General features: G+C 71.7%; 16 protein-coding genes and 1 pseudogene. 8 read left to right on the top strand and 9 right to left on the bottom strand.

Going from position 1 to position 15,530, the window contains the following annotated elements; genetic code table 11:
• The first annotated feature begins 14 nt into the window (after positions 1–14).
• The gene (locus D8Y23_RS04520) at positions 15–647 is read left to right on the top strand and encodes a TetR/AcrR family transcriptional regulator (RefSeq protein WP_128216975.1); all 633 of its coding nucleotides are present in this window, start codon (positions 15–17) and stop codon (positions 645–647) included.
• Between the two features lie 502 nt (positions 648–1,149).
• On the top strand, positions 1,150–1,902 hold the full coding sequence (locus tag D8Y23_RS04525) for an SDR family NAD(P)-dependent oxidoreductase (RefSeq protein WP_128216976.1): 753 nt from the start codon (positions 1,150–1,152) through the stop codon (positions 1,900–1,902).
• A 35-nt stretch (positions 1,903–1,937) separates the two neighbouring features.
• On the opposite strand, the gene D8Y23_RS04530 is transcribed toward D8Y23_RS04525, so the two are convergent.
• A complete protein-coding gene (locus D8Y23_RS04530; RefSeq protein ID WP_128216977.1) occupies positions 1,938–2,684 on the bottom strand; it encodes a DUF429 domain-containing protein in 747 nt (248 codons plus the stop codon).
• A gap of 66 nt (positions 2,685–2,750) precedes the next feature.
• Here D8Y23_RS04530 and D8Y23_RS04535 point away from each other — a divergent pair, with 66 nt between their 5' ends.
• Entirely contained in the window at positions 2,751–3,125 is a 375-nt protein-coding gene (locus D8Y23_RS04535; RefSeq protein ID WP_128216978.1) for a hypothetical protein, read from the top strand.
• A gap of 239 nt (positions 3,126–3,364) precedes the next feature.
• Positions 3,365–4,231: a helix-turn-helix transcriptional regulator gene (locus D8Y23_RS04540; protein ID WP_128216979.1), complete on the top strand. Its 867-nt coding sequence runs from the start codon at positions 3,365–3,367 to the stop codon at positions 4,229–4,231.
• A 104-nt stretch (positions 4,232–4,335) separates the two neighbouring features.
• Here D8Y23_RS04540 and D8Y23_RS04545 read toward each other — a convergent pair whose 3' ends face one another.
• Positions 4,336–5,532, bottom strand: coding sequence for an MFS transporter (locus tag D8Y23_RS04545; protein WP_128216980.1), 1,197 nt, complete (start codon positions 5,530–5,532; stop codon positions 4,336–4,338).
• Positions 5,533–5,871: 339 nt separating this feature from the next.
• Here D8Y23_RS04545 and D8Y23_RS04550 point away from each other — a divergent pair.
• Positions 5,872–6,195 (top strand): annotated as a pseudogene (locus tag D8Y23_RS04550) (type II toxin-antitoxin system VapC family toxin); the annotation flags it as partial.
• A gap of 13 nt (positions 6,196–6,208) precedes the next feature.
• Here D8Y23_RS04550 and D8Y23_RS04555 read toward each other — a convergent pair.
• From D8Y23_RS04555 to D8Y23_RS04565, 3 genes are read right to left on the bottom strand one after another with little or no spacing between them, the layout of a single operon-like run.
• Positions 6,209–6,478: a DUF6457 domain-containing protein gene (locus tag D8Y23_RS04555; RefSeq protein ID WP_205796844.1), complete on the bottom strand. Its 270-nt coding sequence runs from the start codon at positions 6,476–6,478 to the stop codon at positions 6,209–6,211.
• Positions 6,475–7,059 carry a molybdenum cofactor guanylyltransferase gene (mobA, locus tag D8Y23_RS04560; RefSeq protein WP_128216982.1) on the bottom strand — a complete coding sequence of 195 codons (585 nt, stop codon included), beginning with the start codon at positions 7,057–7,059 and terminating at the stop codon, positions 6,475–6,477. Before mobA ends, D8Y23_RS04555 begins: the two co-directional genes overlap by 4 nt.
• A complete protein-coding gene (locus tag D8Y23_RS04565) occupies positions 7,056–8,276 on the bottom strand; it encodes a molybdopterin molybdotransferase MoeA (protein WP_128216983.1) in 1,221 nt (406 codons plus the stop codon). Before D8Y23_RS04565 ends, mobA begins: the two co-directional genes overlap by 4 nt.
• Positions 8,277–8,391: 115 nt before the next feature.
• Between D8Y23_RS04565 and D8Y23_RS04570 the strand changes: the two genes are divergently transcribed.
• Positions 8,392–8,880 (top strand): DUF1990 domain-containing protein, encoded by a 489-nt coding sequence (locus tag D8Y23_RS04570; protein WP_128216984.1) that lies wholly within the window; start codon positions 8,392–8,394, stop codon positions 8,878–8,880.
• A gap of 266 nt (positions 8,881–9,146) precedes the next feature.
• On the opposite strand, the gene D8Y23_RS04575 is transcribed toward D8Y23_RS04570, so the two are convergent.
• The 3 genes from D8Y23_RS04575 to D8Y23_RS04585 all read right to left on the bottom strand — a co-directional run bounded on the left by D8Y23_RS04575 (position 9,147) and on the right by D8Y23_RS04585 (position 11,153).
• Complete coding sequence (locus D8Y23_RS04575) at positions 9,147–9,752, bottom strand: copper resistance CopC family protein (protein ID WP_240663778.1); 606 nt, start codon at positions 9,750–9,752, stop codon at positions 9,147–9,149.
• 2 nt (positions 9,753–9,754) lie between these two features.
• On the bottom strand, positions 9,755–10,498 hold the full coding sequence (locus D8Y23_RS04580; protein ID WP_128216985.1) for a YcnI family protein: 744 nt from the start codon (positions 10,496–10,498) through the stop codon (positions 9,755–9,757).
• Between the two features lie 70 nt (positions 10,499–10,568).
• The gene (locus D8Y23_RS04585) at positions 10,569–11,153 is read right to left on the bottom strand and encodes a hypothetical protein (RefSeq protein ID WP_128216986.1); all 585 of its coding nucleotides are present in this window, start codon (positions 11,151–11,153) and stop codon (positions 10,569–10,571) included.
• A 148-nt stretch (positions 11,154–11,301) separates the two neighbouring features.
• On the opposite strand from D8Y23_RS04585, the gene fdhD reads away from it, so the two are divergent.
• Both fdhD and D8Y23_RS04595 read left to right on the top strand, forming a co-directional pair.
• Positions 11,302–12,180, top strand: coding sequence for a formate dehydrogenase accessory sulfurtransferase FdhD (gene fdhD, locus D8Y23_RS04590; protein ID WP_128216987.1), 879 nt, complete (start codon positions 11,302–11,304; stop codon positions 12,178–12,180).
• Positions 12,181–12,238: 58 nt separating this feature from the next.
• Positions 12,239–14,560 (top strand): FdhF/YdeP family oxidoreductase, encoded by a 2,322-nt coding sequence (locus D8Y23_RS04595; RefSeq protein ID WP_128216988.1) that lies wholly within the window; start codon positions 12,239–12,241, stop codon positions 14,558–14,560.
• An 88-nt stretch (positions 14,561–14,648) separates the two neighbouring features.
• Here D8Y23_RS04595 and D8Y23_RS04600 read toward each other — a convergent pair.
• Positions 14,649–15,530, bottom strand: an 882-nt coding sequence (locus D8Y23_RS04600; protein WP_240663780.1) for a helix-turn-helix domain-containing protein, incomplete at its 5' end; no start/stop codon positions are given.

A 15,530-nucleotide genomic window follows, 5' to 3' on the forward strand; every position in this document is an offset into this window, starting at 1 on the left:
ATTAGCATCAAGCTATGGGCAGTCAGGTAAGCGACGCAAGACCGAGTTCCCGCGAGCGCCGGCCACACGCGGTGCAGGCCGACGCCCGCATCCTCGCCGCAATCCGCGAGCGGCTCATCACCGACCGGCACAGCTCGATGGCTCAGCTGGCGGATGCGGCCGGCGTCGGCATGTCGGCGATCTACAGTCGCTTCGGCAGCCGCGACCAGCTGCTCCGACGCTTGTCCGACGAGGGTGCATCAATGTGGGAGACGGCACTCGACCGCGCTCACGAATCGCTCGACGACGGCGACGACGCCTGGTCCGTGCTTGAAACGTTCGTCCGGACAGCAAGCGCCGCCGACGTCCTCGCCCTCGGCTCGCTGGACTCGACGCCAGAAGACGGCCAGCAGCGCATGGCCGAGCTCAACCGGCGGGGCGACGAGCTCGTGGGACGGTTGCACGCGCGCGGTGTACTGCGCGAGGGCGTGACCTCGGGCGACATCGGCAAGATCCTCGAGGCCGCCGGATCGGTCCGCGGTGACGGCCCCCGACGCACCCGAACAGTGAAGACACGGGTGCTGAACATTGCAATCGATGGGCTACGCGCCGACTTCGCTCCACTCGTCGGAGATGCGCCGGGTCCCCGCGACTTCGCCCCCCACTGACCTCCTCGGACCGCGTTCCCGACGCCTGCGTTTTCAGATCGACCGAGCGCGACGACTCTTGGGTTTGCCAGCTGGCGGATGCGCCACTGCCCGTGAAGGAGTGAGCGATTGTGGCGGTCCTGACTGGCTAGGAAAGTGTCACGACAAAGTCGCCTCGAATCAGCCGGACCAGGCCTCTGAGCGTGACACTTGGTGTCATCCCACCGAGTTCCCGACAAACGGGGATCCGTGTGCCTCTGGGAAACGGCATCGGGCGATCCCGCGCTGGCTCGGGCCGCGCGCAACGTCAGCGATCTGCACAACTTCAGCCCACAGGCCCCGGATGCCGCTGAGGTTGCGCGAATCGCTGAAGTTATGCGCGCGCGCCCGACCCGCGTTGTTGCACCCCGCCCAATATCCATTCACGCGCATCTATCCCCTCCGGCGGGCGTAGGCTCGAAGGACAGGTCGGACCGCCCGAGAAGATCTCCCGGCGCCGCGCCCGGCCGGGAAGAGGCCACCCATGGCTCAGTACGACGTAGCGAACCGCTCGGCGATCGTGACGGGAGCGGGCAGCGGAATCGGACGCTCGACCGCTCTGCTCCTGGCCCAGAACGGCGCCGCCGTTGTCGTGAACGACCTCAACGCCGACAATGCGCACAAGGTCGTCGAGGAGATCCGCGCGGCCGGCGGCACGGCGGAGGCGTCGGTCGGCGACGCCACCGACAGCGCCTGGATCGCGTCGTCGGTCGAACTCGCCAACTCGCTCGCGCCGCTGCGCATCGGCGTGAACAACGCCGGTATCGGCGGCGACGCGGCCCCCACCGCGGAGTACGCCGACGAGGCCTGGGACAAGGTCATCGCGATCAACCTCAACGCGGTGTTCCGCAACATGAAGGCCCAGATCCCCTCGATCCTCGCCAACGGCGGCGGCTCGGTCGTCAACATCGCGTCGATCCTCGGCAGCGTCGGCTTCGCGACGTCGCCCGCGTACGTCGCCGCGAAGCACGCGGTCGTCGGCATGACCAAGACCGCCGCGCTGGAGTACTCGGCGCACGGCGTCCGCGTGAACTCCGTCGGCCCCGGCTTCATCGATACGCCGCTGCTGGACGCCGTCGGCGACGACGTCAAGGAGTTCCTGGTGGGCAAGCACCCGATCGGCCGCCTCGGCAAGCCCGACGAGGTCGCGCACCTCATCGCGTTCCTCGCCAGCGACGCCGCGAGCTTCGTCACCGGCAGCTACCACCTGGTCGACGGCGGCTACACCGCCCTCTGATTCCGGATGCCGCGCGGCCCGGCCCTCTCGAGGGTTCAGGGCCGCGCGAGCTCCTCGAACTCCCCCTCGGGCAACACGACCCACCCCTCCCGTCGCGCCACCTCGAGGTCTTCGGCCCCGGGCCGGACGAACCGCCCCGTCGCCGCAGCCCGCGTCGCGAGCGCAGCGATCACCGCGTCGAACGCGTCGGCGGATGCCACGGCGAGCGCCGCGAACGGACCGACGTCGAACCACGGCGCCCGCTGCTGCAGCGCGGTGAGCAGAGTCGCGCGGCGGGTGGCATCCACTCGGTACTTGGTGGTGTCGAAGCCCCAGATCCGCAGCGCGCCGCCGGGGTACACCTCGAAGAGTCGCCCCTCCCCCGCCCGATCGACCGGGAAGCCCGCGGCCGACAGCCGTCGAAGGAGCCCCGCGCCGCGGAGGGCGGTCACACCGAGCCGGTCGGTCGAGACGCTCAGCGGCCAGCGGCCGATGCGGGCGCGGACCGCGACGTCGGTGCGGCGGTAGGCGAGCCCGCGACGCCAGTCAGCCCCGCCGTCGACGGCGCCGAGCCGCGGCTCGACCCCGCCGTGATGCGCCTGGACGAAGTCGACGAACGCGTCGGGCCACCCCAACGGACAGTCGAGTCCCAGCCACGCGTCGCCATCGGTGGAGGCCACGATCGCGGCGTCGTCCACACCGAGGTCGAGTCGCGCGAGCCGCGCGCCACCGTTCGACCAGACGACCTCGGCGAGCGCGGTTCCGGGCACGCCCGCGGCGAGGTCGACGCCGATCGTTCTCATCCCCGCAGGCTACGCGGGGCCACCGACGTCATGGCTCCCGCACCGCGAACCTGCGAGGATCGACCCATGCCCGCCGACGACGAACTCCCCGACTCCCTCGAGCCGGGGCTGCACGTGCCGCCGCGGGACGAACCCCCCGCACCGCCGACCCCGCGCGGCGACCTCCGGGTGGCATCCATCATCGCGATCGTCACCGGCACGATCGTGGTGGCCTGGCACATCTTCCTGGTGTCGGTCAGCGCGATCGCCGAACTCGATCAGCTCCTGTGGTTCCAGATCGGCATCTGGGTGCTCGCGCTGGTGTCGTTCGTCACCGGCCTCCTGAGCCTCAACGCGCGCATGGCACGCGAACTGGCCGCCGCCGGGTTCATCGCGGGGGTCGCGGCGTTCCTGCTCTCGATCTCGATCGGCCTCTTCAGCGGCGCGAACTTCCTGGACTGAGGGCCGTCTCCGCCGCCCTCCCCGGACTCGAGTGTCCAAGACACGCGGACGGTGTCGCTCGGCATCCGCGTGTCTTGGACACTGAACCCCGGGGCGGGGCGGAACGCGGCGCGGGCCCAACGCGGCGCGGGCGGAACGCGGCGGGGCGGAACGCGGCGCGGGCGGAACGCGGCGCGGCCGGAACGCGGCGCGGCCAAGCGCGGCGGAATGCGCGGCCGCTCGCGGCGGTTGGCCTCCGCATGACCGACGCCCTGGAGCGCGCCCTCGCCTCCCTCGACGTACGCACCGGCTCGACGCGGCGCGTCACTCTCGCCGCCGGGGGCGACATCGTCCTGCCGACGGACTCGGCCACCCTCCTCTACCTGCTGTCGGGCGAGATCACGGGCGACATCGGCCTCCGCGCGGGCTGCGAGGTCGACGCGCCGACGGGCGACGGACGCCACGTCCGCGGCCGCCGCACGCTCCTCGCGGGCGATGCGGCGGTGTCCCTCGGATGCCGTCCGCTCGTGCTGTCGTCGCAGTCCGGCGCCGAAGTCATCGTCGTCAGCGCCGAGATCACGCCCTCCGACGTCGTGGCGACCCTGCCGGGTATCGTCCTCGTCACCGGATTCGCGCGCCTCGAACCCGCCGCCGCCGCACTGGCCGACAACCTCGGTCCGCACCCCGATGGGCTGTCGTGCGATCGCCCCGGCGACACGGTCGTGTGCCGGTTGATGATCCGCTCGGTGCTGCTGTCGGCGGTGCGGGCGTGGGCGTCGACGGGGGCGTGGCCCGCGCCCATCGCCGATCCGTTCCTCGCGCGCGTCGCCGCAGCGGTCGAGGCGGAGCCGGGCCGCGACTGGTCGATCGACCACCTGGCATCCCTCGCCGCGATGTCGCGCAGCGTGTTCGCCGAACGCTTCCGCGACGCGTTGGGACGCTCCCCCGCCGGATACGTCACCGAGGTGCGCATCCGCGAGGCGAAAAGACTCCTGGATGCCGAGATGCCGGTGTCCGAGATCTCGCGGTCCCTCGGCTACGCCAGCGACGAGGGCTTCCGCCGCGCGTTCCGCCGGCATACCGGGGTCGCGCCGTCGTCGTGGCGCGCCCGGGCCGTGACGGCGTAAGCGCCGCCCGCCCCCTGTTCGGTGTTCAGGACACGCGGACCGGGAGCAGCCGGATCCGCGTGTCGTGGACACTCAGCCCCGGGGAGGCCCCGGGGCCGGACGTGTCACCGTGTCTGAGCAACGCTCCGCCGCCGCAGCGATACGCCGAAGAGCGCGGCGCCGATGACGAGGAGCAGGATGCCGATGGCATCCGCCGCCTCGACTCCGGCCGTGTCGACGAGGAGTCCACCGACGGCCGCGGCGATCGCGATCGCGAGCTGGAAGCCCGTGACCACGAGGCTTCCGCCGGCCTCGAGGCGATCGGGCATGCGCTTGCCGACCCACGTGTTCACGATGATCAACCACGACGAGAAGAAGAAGCCCCAGATCACGATGGCGACGGCGACGGCCGCGAACGCCCCGGGGAGCAACAGGACCACCGCGATCGCCGCGGCGATCACCACCGGGCCCGCGACCGCGAGCCGCCCGAAGGCCCGGTCGACGACGATGCCGATGACGATGTTGCCGACGACCCCGCCCACGCCGAATGCGGCGAGGAGCAGCACGACGGTTCCGGGCTCGATGTCCGGCAGGCGTTCGAGCGACAGGCGCACGTAGGTGTAGGCGAGGAAGTGGCCGAGCACCACGAGCACGTGGCCGACCATCCCCACGAGAGTGCCGGGCCGCATCAGCGTGTCACCGAGGATCCGCAGGCTCAACACCGTGACCGCCGGCACGGGAGGCAGCGTGATGCGCACCGCGAGACCGACGACCGCGGTCGTGAGACCCACGATGAGGAACGTGACCCGCCAGTCGAGCACCTCGCTCAGGGCGACGCCGATCGGCACCCCCGCAACCGTCGCGAGCGATACTCCCGCCGAGGTGAACATGACCGCGCGACCGATGCGTCCGGGGGCCGCGAGCGCCCCCGCCGCGAGGATCGACATCGACCAGAACGTGCTGATCGCCGCGCCGAGAAGGAACCGGGCCACGAGGATCGCGCCGAGGCTCGGCGCGATCGCGACGACGATGCTCGAGACCGCGGCCGCCACCGCCGCCGCGCTCAGCAGCAGACGACGGTCGAGGCGAGGCACCAGGATGCCGATCGTCGGGGCCACGAGGAGCCCGGCGATCGCGGTGACGGTGACCGTCTGGCCCGCCTGGCCGGGGCTGATGCCGAGGCTCGTCGCCATCTCGGTCAGCACGCCGTTCGGCAGGAACTCGGCGGTGACGAGCAGGAAGCTCATCAGCATCAGGACGATGAGGCCGCCGTACCTCATGGTCGACGGCGCGGTCACGGGAACCGGGGCGGTAGTGGTCATGCTCCGATGCTCGCGGTCGGCGGCCGGCTGCGCCCGACCGATCGTCCGCGGCATCCCACCGATCGTCCGGGGGTCGTGGCGCGGTGCCAGCGGGCTGCTCTGGGCGCGCGGCGCATCCGCGGCTGCTCGAGCAGGTTCAGTGTCCAAGACACGCGGACGGGATGCCGTGGCATCCGCGTGTCTTGGACACCGAACGCCGGGGCGCCGGGGTGGGGGCCGGGTCATGTAGGACGCGAAGCAGTTCAGTGTCCAAGACACGCCGCAGGGCGCGGCGGGAATGCGGCGTGTTCTGGACACTAAACCCCGCGCTCCGACGACGACGTCGGCAGTCGTGCCCGCGAAGCCCTCGCCGGTTCCGACCGGCCGCTCGCGACGAGCCCGCTGGCGATGCTCGAGGCGCTCGTCGGCCCGATGCGAGAGGGGGACGCGTTGTCACAGGCGGAGATGTGGAGCGCCCTCGACCAGTTCGAACTCCTGCCCATCGACGATGACGACTATCTCCACGCCGCAAGGCTCCGGGCGCGGCACCGCGGGCTGCAGACGGCGGACGCGCTGCACCTCGCCGTCGCCTGGCGCGCAGGGTGCACGGCGTTCTGGACCAACGATGCGCGCCTCGCGGCCGCCTCGGGCGGGCTGGCAGTGGACGTGATCGGCGGGGGATGACACCGCCCGGCGCTCAGCCCGCGTGCCACCCCTTCGCCAGTTCGACCACTGCGGCGACCGCGGCCTCGGTGTCGGCGGGCGTCCCGCCGGCCCGGCCCGCGGCAAGACCCGCGACGAAAGCGCTGAGCGGAGCGGCGGGGCGCGCCACACCGTTCGCGACGTCGCGCGCCAGGTCGAGGATCAGCGCGATCGGCACATCGCTTTCGGCCAGACCGAACCGCTCGGCCAGGGCCGCGCTCCACTCGTTCAGCGCCTCTGGCGGCAGGGTGCGGGATTCGGTCACGGCTTCTCCTCCGGTTCGCTCGCGACCGAGCCCCCGGCCGCGGTCAGATCGTCCCACGTGTCGATGTCGCGCGACAGCGCCGCGGGCGCGTCGACCAGCTCGATGCGGAGACTCCCGAGCAGCGTCCGCATCGCGGCATCCCGTCCTCCGTCGGGAATCGTGGATGCCACGCGCCGCAGCGCCGCCGTGCGGTACCGGCCGGTGAGCCATTGGCGTCGGCCACCGTCGGCGAGGCACGCGCCGTCGGCGTCGGCGGGGAGCGGCGACAGCGCGCCGACCGCGGCGGCCGGGTCGACGAGGTCGCACGCGAGCACCAGCACCTCGTCGGCCTCGACCGCGGCGAGCGCGGCGAGGGTCGCGGCGACGGGTCCGCCGAACGGCGGGTCCTCCCGAACCCACCTGACGTCGAGTCCCGGTTCGAGGACGGGGGCGGCGACGACGATCCGCTCCGCACCCGCGCCCCGGGCGGCCGCCACGGCGCGGGCGAGGAGCGTTTCACCGTCGAGGCGGAACAGGGGTTTCGCGGCCCCGCCGACGCGCGCGCCGCGGCCCCCCGCGAGCAGGATCGCGTCGAGGCTCACGCGAGCCTCACGTCGACGAGGTCGCCGGGCTCGAGGTCGCGCTCGCCCGGCGGGATCACGGCGTACCCGTCCGCGTCGCCGAGGCCGCGGGTCGAGCCGCGGGTTCCGGGCGCGGGAGGGACGGCGAGCCAGGCGGCCGGGTCTGCCCTGTCGATCCGCACCGGGACGTACTGCAGGCGGTCGACGCGCACCCGCCATCGCTCGGCGAGCGGCAGGCGGATGACCGAGCGATCGTCACCGGAATCGCCCTCCAGGGCGCGCAGCCCGGGGCGGACGAACGCCTCGAACGACACCGCCGCGCTGACGGGATTGCCGGGCAGCCCGAACACGAGCGTGCCCGCCGGAGTGCGCCCGAACCCCTGCGGGCGAGCGGGCTGCATCGCGACCTGCACGAACGACAGCAGGTCGCCCAGGCTGTTCTTCACGACCTCGTACGCGCCCGCGCTCACGCCGCCCGAGAACACCACGACGTCCGCCCCGAGCCGTTCGGCCTCCGCGACCATCGCGCGCGGCCCGTCGCCGTCGTCCCCCACGCTCGCGCGCAACACGACCTCCGCCCCCGCCTCCTCGGCGAGACCGGCGAGCAGGAAGCTGTTCGACTCGGGGATCCGCCCGTGGTCCAGCGGCATCCCGGGTGCGACGAGCTCGGACCCGGTCGAGATCACGGCAACTCTCGGTGCCCGCGCGACCGCGACGAACGGAACCCCGGATGCCGCGATCGCGGCGATCCGTGCGGCAGTCAGCCGCACCCCGGCGGGGACGACGACGGCACCCGCGCGCGTGTCGGAACCGCGGCGGCGGATATGGGCCCCGGGACCGCGCGGGGCGACGAGCACCTCGGTCTCCGACAGCGAACCTTCGAGCCCGTGGCGGGTGTCCTCGAAGGGCACGATCACGGTGGCATCCGTCGGCACGGGCGCCCCGGTCATGATCCGGGCCGCCTCGCCGGGGCGCAGCGCCGGATTCCGCGACGTTCCCGCCGGCAGATCTGCCACGACCCGCAGCCTGGCGGGCACCGCGGACACATCGTCGAGCCGCACCGCGAAGCCGTCCATGGCCGAGTTGTCGAACCCGGGCACGTCGACGGCGGCGCGCACGGGATGCCGCAGCACCCGGCCCCGCGCGTGCTCGAGGGTCTGCTCCTCCGGCGGGAGGGGTACCGCGGCCGCGAGGATCGTGGCGAGGTGCGCGGACACCGCGATCACGGACGGGGGCATGCCCTCAGCGTAGGCGTCGGGTCCTGGCATCCGGTCCGGCCCGTGAGGAGCGGAGGGGCACCGGACCTCGTGCAAGACTCCCCGGCCCACCCGCCGCCGGAGTACCGTGTGCGGCATGAGCGACCTGACCTACACCGAGATCGGGGCGACGGCGGGGCTGCTGCCGCCCGGGTACCATCACGTGCGCGCAGACCGCGTGATCGGTCGGGGTCGCGTCGCGTACGAGGAGGCTGCGGACGCCCTGCTGTGCGGAGCCGTCCAACGACGCGCGGGCGCCACCGTACGGATGTCGGAGACCCCGCTGCACGTCGGAACCCGGATCGACATGCGGCTCGGGCCGTTCGGCATCCCGTGCCTGGTGGTGTGGGCCGAGCGCGACGACGACCATGCGGGGTTCGCCTACGGCTCGCTGCCCGGGCACCCCGAGTGCGGCGAGGAGCGCTTCGAGCTGACCCTCGCGCCGACGGGCGAGGTGACCTTCAGGATCACGGCGTTCTCGCGTCCGGGCCGCTGGTTCACGCGGCTCGCGTGGCCGCTGAACCGTCTCGTGCAGCGCCGGATGACCCAGCGCTACCTGTGCACGCTGGATTCGCCGACGCGCTGACGCTCCGCACACCGGCCGCACGCCGGGCGGCGCGGACACAACGAAGGAAATCCGACCCATTCGGGCCGCCGAGAGCTGCTCCCGACACGGATCTCCTTCGTTGTACCGGAACCGGATGCCACGGGCCGCAGTCCCCGCACAACTCCGGCGCGACCTGCACCTGCGCAGGCAGGCCGCCGGTGGAGCGCGGATGTGCAGGAGTTGTGCGCCCGGATGCCACGACCCGCCGCCAGAGGGGAGGAGCTGGAAGCCCCTCCCGCCCGGCGTCACTCGTCGTCCGCGTCGCCCTTCCGGCGCGGCCGGACGAGCAGCACCACGACGACGCCGACCACGATGATCGCGAGGCCGCCGACCGACAGGCCGATCACGAGCCCGGAGGGTGCGGGAGCGGGGGCTGTGGCATCCGTCGAGTCCTGCTGCGCGGCGACGCTCGCACACGGCGACGTCTCGGACCCTTCCGACACCGGCTGACCCGCGTCGGGGGCGTAGGTGAACGCGTACGTCCCCGAGACGGGGTGACCGTCGGACGACACCGCCCGCCAGGTCACCTGGTATTCGCCCGCGGCTCCGAGCTCGACCGGCGTGGTGAGCACCGGGCCGGCGAGCGCCGTGCAGTCGGTCTCGTAGTGCCGGGCGTCGGGCCCCACCACGATGACCTCGTTGCCACCGTCGGCGCCGAGGAGGTTGGCGCTGAACGTCAGCTCCACATCGGATGCCGTCGACACCGTCGCATCGGCGGCGGGAGTCGCCGACACCAGGCTGTCGTGCGCCGATGCGGCCTGGGCTCCGCCGAACGCGGCGCCCACGGCGGCCGCGGCGACGATGAGGCTGAGGACGCCGACTCGACGCCGCGGCGCCGTGAGCGCGCGCACGGTCAGGCCTTCTTCGGGCGACGCGCGAACGCGAGCGCGCCCAGCACCGCGCCGCCGATGCCGATCACCAGTGCCGCGATGCTGAGACCCAGCGCCGCGCCGGCCGAGCCGTCCGATGCGGACGCCGACGCCTCCGACATCGTGTGATCGTCGTCGGGCGCGGCGGTCGCGGCGCCGTGCGAGGCGCCGTGACCCGAGGCCGGCGGAGCGTCGTTGATGTAGAGCACGGGAGCGGGCTCGAGCGTGTCGTCGGCGGCGACCTCGTCGGGGGTCGCTGCCCAGTTCACGACCTCACCGTCGGAGTACGTCTGGGCTGCCGGAAGCACGACGTGTCCGGTGTCGGGCACGGGCCCGAGGACGGCCGAGAAGACCTGGAACTGGTCCTGACCGATGCCCACGCCGGGGTCGGCCTGCCAGACGATCTTGAGCGGTCCCTCGCTGATGGTGTTGCCGTCGACCTCGACGGGCGCGGGGAGCGCGCCCTTCTCGACGGTCGCGGTCCAGCCGGGCACGGGCTGCACGAGGACGGCCGTGAACGGCGTGTCGGTCGGCAGCGTCACTTCGAGCTTGACCGTCGAGGCCGTCTCCGACTCGGTCGGGACACGGAAGTTGACCGTGGCGTAGCTGCCCGCGGTGGCGGTGTTGGGGTTGACGGTGACGTGTGCGGATGCCGCGAGGGGTACGCCCAGTGCGAGGGCGAGACCGGCGGCCGCGCCCACGAGGGCGCGCGAAAGGGTACGGGACATGAATGCTGCTTTCTGAATGTGCGCAGGCGTGATCGCACGCCGAAGCGCGAAGGGTGAGGAGGTGAGGGTTCTACGCCGCGAGCGGCGGACCCCGATGCCTCATCACCGACAGCACGGTCATTCCGACCGTGAGCAGCGGCGGCTCCGGACGCACCCGGGGCGCCACGCGAGGGCGCGGCACCGAGGGGGGTACGAGGGCGCGGAACGTGTCGGACAGCAACGCGGCGACGGCGCGCAGCGCCCGCTCGCCCGATCCGAGCGCGACGACGGTGACGACGGCGGCGAGCGCGTGCGCGCCCCACATCCAGGGCGACTCGGTGCCCGTGTGAGCGTGCGTCGCGCCAGAGGCGGCGATGGCCACGGCACCGCCGTGGTGCCCCGAGGCGGTGATCCCGCCGCTCAGGTCGAGCGCGAGCAGCGAGTGGAACAGGAGCTGGCTGCTCGTGATCGCGGCCGTCAACCGCCACCATGACACCGTGCGCCCGACCAGGGCGATGCACAGCGGCGACGCGAGGCTGAGGGCGAGCACGACGTTGAGGACCGCGGGCAGCTCACCGGCGGCGACGGAGTGCGACAGGGTCGCCACGAACGTCGCGAGCACGGCAGCGGAGACCCCGCGTACCGCGCGCCGCGCGCGCCCCGCCCTCGCCGACATGCCGGTCCTTCCGTATCCGTTCCTTGTCATTCCACCACACGGGTCGGACACCGCGGGGCGGGTCGGGCCGCTGCCTGACCCGCCCCGCCCCCGCACCCCGGGCGTACGCTCGACCCATGTCCCCCTCCCCCGAGCGATCGGTTCTGACATGGGCCGCCTGACCGCTTCGCGTCGCGTCACCCGCATCACGCTCGACGGCGTCAACCGACAGCGACCGGATGCCGTCGCCGTCGAGGAGCCGCTCGAGATCCGGGTCGCCGGGTCGCCGCTGTCCGTGACGATGCGCACTCCCGGGCACGACGTCGAGCTCGCGGCCGGATTCCTCGTGTCGGAGGGCGTGATCCACCGGGGCGACCAGTTCGCGCGCGCCATCCACTGCGGCGGACCCGGCACCGGCGGTGCGGACGGCAACACCTACAACGTCCTCGACCTCACGCTCGCGCCCGGCGTGACTCTCCCCTCGTCCGACATCGCGCGCAGCTTCTACACCACGAGTTCGTGCGGCGTGTGCGGCACGGCATCCATCGAGGCCGTCGAGAAGGTGTCGTCGTACGACGTATCGGGGGATGGCATCCGGGTCGAGGCCGTCGATCTCGCGGGGTTCCCCGACCGGCTGCGCGAGGGCCAGAAGGTGTTCGAGAAGACCGGCGGACTCCACGCGGCGGCGCTCTTCGACGTCGCGACTGGCGAAATGCTCGTCGTGCGCGAAGACGTCGGTCGCCACAACGCGGTCGACAAGGTCGTCGGGTGGGCGTTGCTCGACGACCGGCTGCCGCTGCGCGGGACCGTGCTCCAGGTCTCGGGTCGCGTGAGCTTCGAGCTCGTGCAGAAGGCCGTGATGGCCGGCATCCCGGTCCTGTCCGCCGTCTCGGCCCCGTCGTCGCTGGCGATCGAACTGGCCGAGCGCGCGGGACTCACCGTCGCCGGATTCGTCCGCGGCGGCAGCATGAATGTCTACACACGGCCGGATCGCATCGTCGTTCCCTCCACAACCCCGGCTCTCGCCGAGACGTCCGGCGTACGCTGACCGAAGGCGCGGGGGATGGATGCCACCCTCCCGCCGCCGAAACCATCGGAGGGTGAATATGGGTGACGCGTTCGGGCTGATGAAGGACGCACCGCGCCAGGGGGGCCTCGGCCCCGCGGTGATGGGCGACTGGGTGAGCACCGGCGAGTACGAGCACCCCGCCGCCGGGTGGGGCGCCGCGCTCACGGTCGGGAAGGTCCTGCTCGAGCAGCGCCAGCCGATCGCCGGTACCAAGGCGATGTTCACGATGAACCATCCGAAGAGCGGTTTCGACTGCCCCGGTTGCGCGTGGCCCGACGACAAGGGCGTCGCCCTCGACATCTGCGAGAACGGCATCAAGCACGTCACGTGGGAGATGACCCACAAGCGCGTCGGCAAGGAGTTCTTCGCGGAGAACTCAGTGACCGAGCTGTCGCAGTGGACCGACTTCGCCCTCGAGGACGCCGGCCGCCTCGTCGGTCCGATGGCGTACGACGCCGCGACCGACCACTACGTGCCCATCTCGTGGAACGACGCGTTCCGCCTGATCGCCCAGCATCTGCAGGGTCTCGACAGCCCCGACCAGGCCGCCTTCTACACCTCGGGGCGTCTGAGCAACGAAGCGTCGTTCCTGTACCAGCTGTTCGCGCGCGAACTCGGCACGAACAACCTCCCCGACTGCTCGAACATGTGCCACGAGGGCTCGGGCCGGGGGCTCACGGCATCCCTCGCCACGGGCAAGGGCACCGCCGACCTCGAGGACTGGCAGAACTGCGACGCGCTGTTCGTGCTCGGTGTCAACGCGGCCTCGAACGCGCCGCGCATGCTCACGAGCCTCGCCGAGGCGGTCGAACGCGGAGCCCAGGTCGTGCACGTGAACCCGCTGCGCGAGGTCGCGGCCACCCGCACGATCGTGCCGCACGAGATCGTCGACATGGCGACGTTCAACGACCACCCCACGAGCACGCTGAACCTGCAGGTGCGCCCCGGGGGTGACCTCGCCCTCATCCGCGGCATGGCCAAGGTCGTGTTCGAGGTCGCCGAGCGCGATCCCTCGGTGCTCGACCGGGCGTTCATCGAGGGCTACACCCACGACTACGAGGCGTACCGCGCGCTCGTCGAGGCCACACCGTGGGAGGCGCTCGTCACACAGGCGGGCCTGACGGAAACCGAGATCCGCGCCGCCGCCGAGATCTACCTCGCGTCCGAGCGCACGGTCATCAGCTGGTGCCTCGGCGTCAGCCAGCACGAGCACGGCGTCGACACGGTCCGCGAGATCGTGAACCTCCTGCTCCTGCGCGGCAACGTCGGGCGCCTCGGCACCGGGCCGTCGCCCGTGCGCGGCCACAGCAACGTCCAGGGCAACCGCACGTGCGGCATCAACCACAAGCCGACGGAGGAGTGGCTGGCGAAGCTCGACGAGGTGTGCGGCATCCGATCGCCCCGCGATCCCGGGCTCGACACCGTGCACACGGTCGCGGCCCTGCACCGTGGAGACCTCAAGGTGTTCGTCGGCATGGGCGGCAACTTCGTGCGGGCTGCTCCCGACACGAAGCTCACGGCCGAGGGCATGAGCCGCTGCGACCTCACCGTGCACGTCAGCACCAAGCTCAACCGCAGCCACCTCACGCACGGCAAAGCCGCGCTCATCCTGCCCTGCCTCGGGCGCACCGAGCGCGACGAGCAGGAGTCGGGTCCGCAGTCGATCTCGACCGAGGATGCCATGAGCTCCGTCATGCTCTCGCTCGGGTCGCGCAAGCCCGCGTCACCGCACCTGCTCAGCGAGCCGGCGATCATCGCGCGCCTCGCCCGCGCGGCCATGCCCGCCTCGAAGACGCCGTGGGAGTGGTACGTCGGCGACTACGACCGCATCCGCGACACGATGGCGAAGGTGCTGCCCGGGTTCGAGGGCTTCAACGACCTCGTCCGCCAGCACTGGGGCTTCCGCATCCCGCAGCCCGCGCGCGAGCGCGACTTCCGCACACCTTCGGGCAAGGCGGAGTTCTCGACCGCCGAGCTTCCCGACGTCATCCCCGCCGACTCCGACGTGCTGGTGCTGCAGACCATGCGCTCGCACGACCAGTGGAACACCACGATCTACTCGGCCGACGACCGCTACCGCGGCGTCCGCAACATCCGCGAGCTCATCTTCATGAACCGCAAGGACATGCGCGACCGCGGCATCGCCGAGGGCGACCTCGTCGACATCGTGGCCACCTCGCGCGACGGCTCGGTGCGCAGCATCACGGCGTTCCGCGCGCTGGAGTACGACACCCCGCGCGGCAGCGCCGCCGGATACTTCCCCGAGATGAACGTGCTCCTCGGCCCCGACGACTACAGCCGCCAGAGCGACCAGCCGCTGATGAAGAGCCTGCGCGTGCGGGTGGCGAAGACCGCCTAGGCGAGTTGTGCAAGACCCGATCGGTTCGGCGCCGGATGGGAAGTGTATTCCGGTCGACCGATGCGTCCCGCTCGGTCATTCCACCTCGCTATCCAACCCTCGCGACCTTGCTTGCGACGTACGCGGGCGAAGCGGTCCGCACGACCGCGAACAAGCCTGCAGCGACGGCTACGAGGAGGAAGCCGGCTCCTGCCGCGATCCAGAGGGGCTGCTGAGGAGTGGGGTCGAGAAGTGCGGCGGTGATGAGCGGCAGAGGGGACAGCACCCACACGGATACCGCCAGAGAGATTGACGCAAAGCGCTGGCGGGCGTGAGCATTCTTGACGTGTTCCACCCACTGGACTGCCGCAGGATCAGCACCCAGACGATGTCGGCGGACAGCTGAGTAAGGGGCCATGTGGCTGGACGCCCGCACGAGGCAAAGCCCCGCACCTGCACAGATCAAGAGGAACAGCCCGACGCCGACGGCGACGGCGACCTCGACGCTCACGGGAATCACCCCCACGTCAGCGACGGCAATCAACAACACGACGGGAACGGGCGAAGCCGTGAACATGCCTACGGCAAGGGCGATTCTCCGCCAAGCGACGCTCGCCGCGCGAGAGAAGCCCTCAACCTCAGCGAGGTCGAGCGCCGACAAGGATCTCCCGTAGTCACCGTCGGGCACCGTCACGAAGAGTTCCCGAACCGGGACCTCGAGAGCCTCGCCGATGCGTGCAAGCGTATTCAGACTCACCTCATTGCCCGCTTCGAGTCGCTGGATCGTGCGGACGGTCACCCCACTGACTTCTGCAAGGCGTTCCTGAGTCCAACCTCGTAGCGACCGCAGCTCAGCAATTCGTGTCGTGTTCATAACGCCCACAGTAGAAAGCGCGGCATGCGAGCTCCACGACGACGACCCGACAGCTGCCCGACACTCCCCCGCCGGCCCGCGTACGAGGGACGACGGCGAGAACGCGACGGGGGGGGG

Source organism: Microbacterium enclense (genome assembly GCF_004022425.1).
Classification (GTDB): Bacteria; Actinomycetota; Actinomycetes; order Actinomycetales; family Microbacteriaceae; genus Microbacterium; species Microbacterium enclense_A.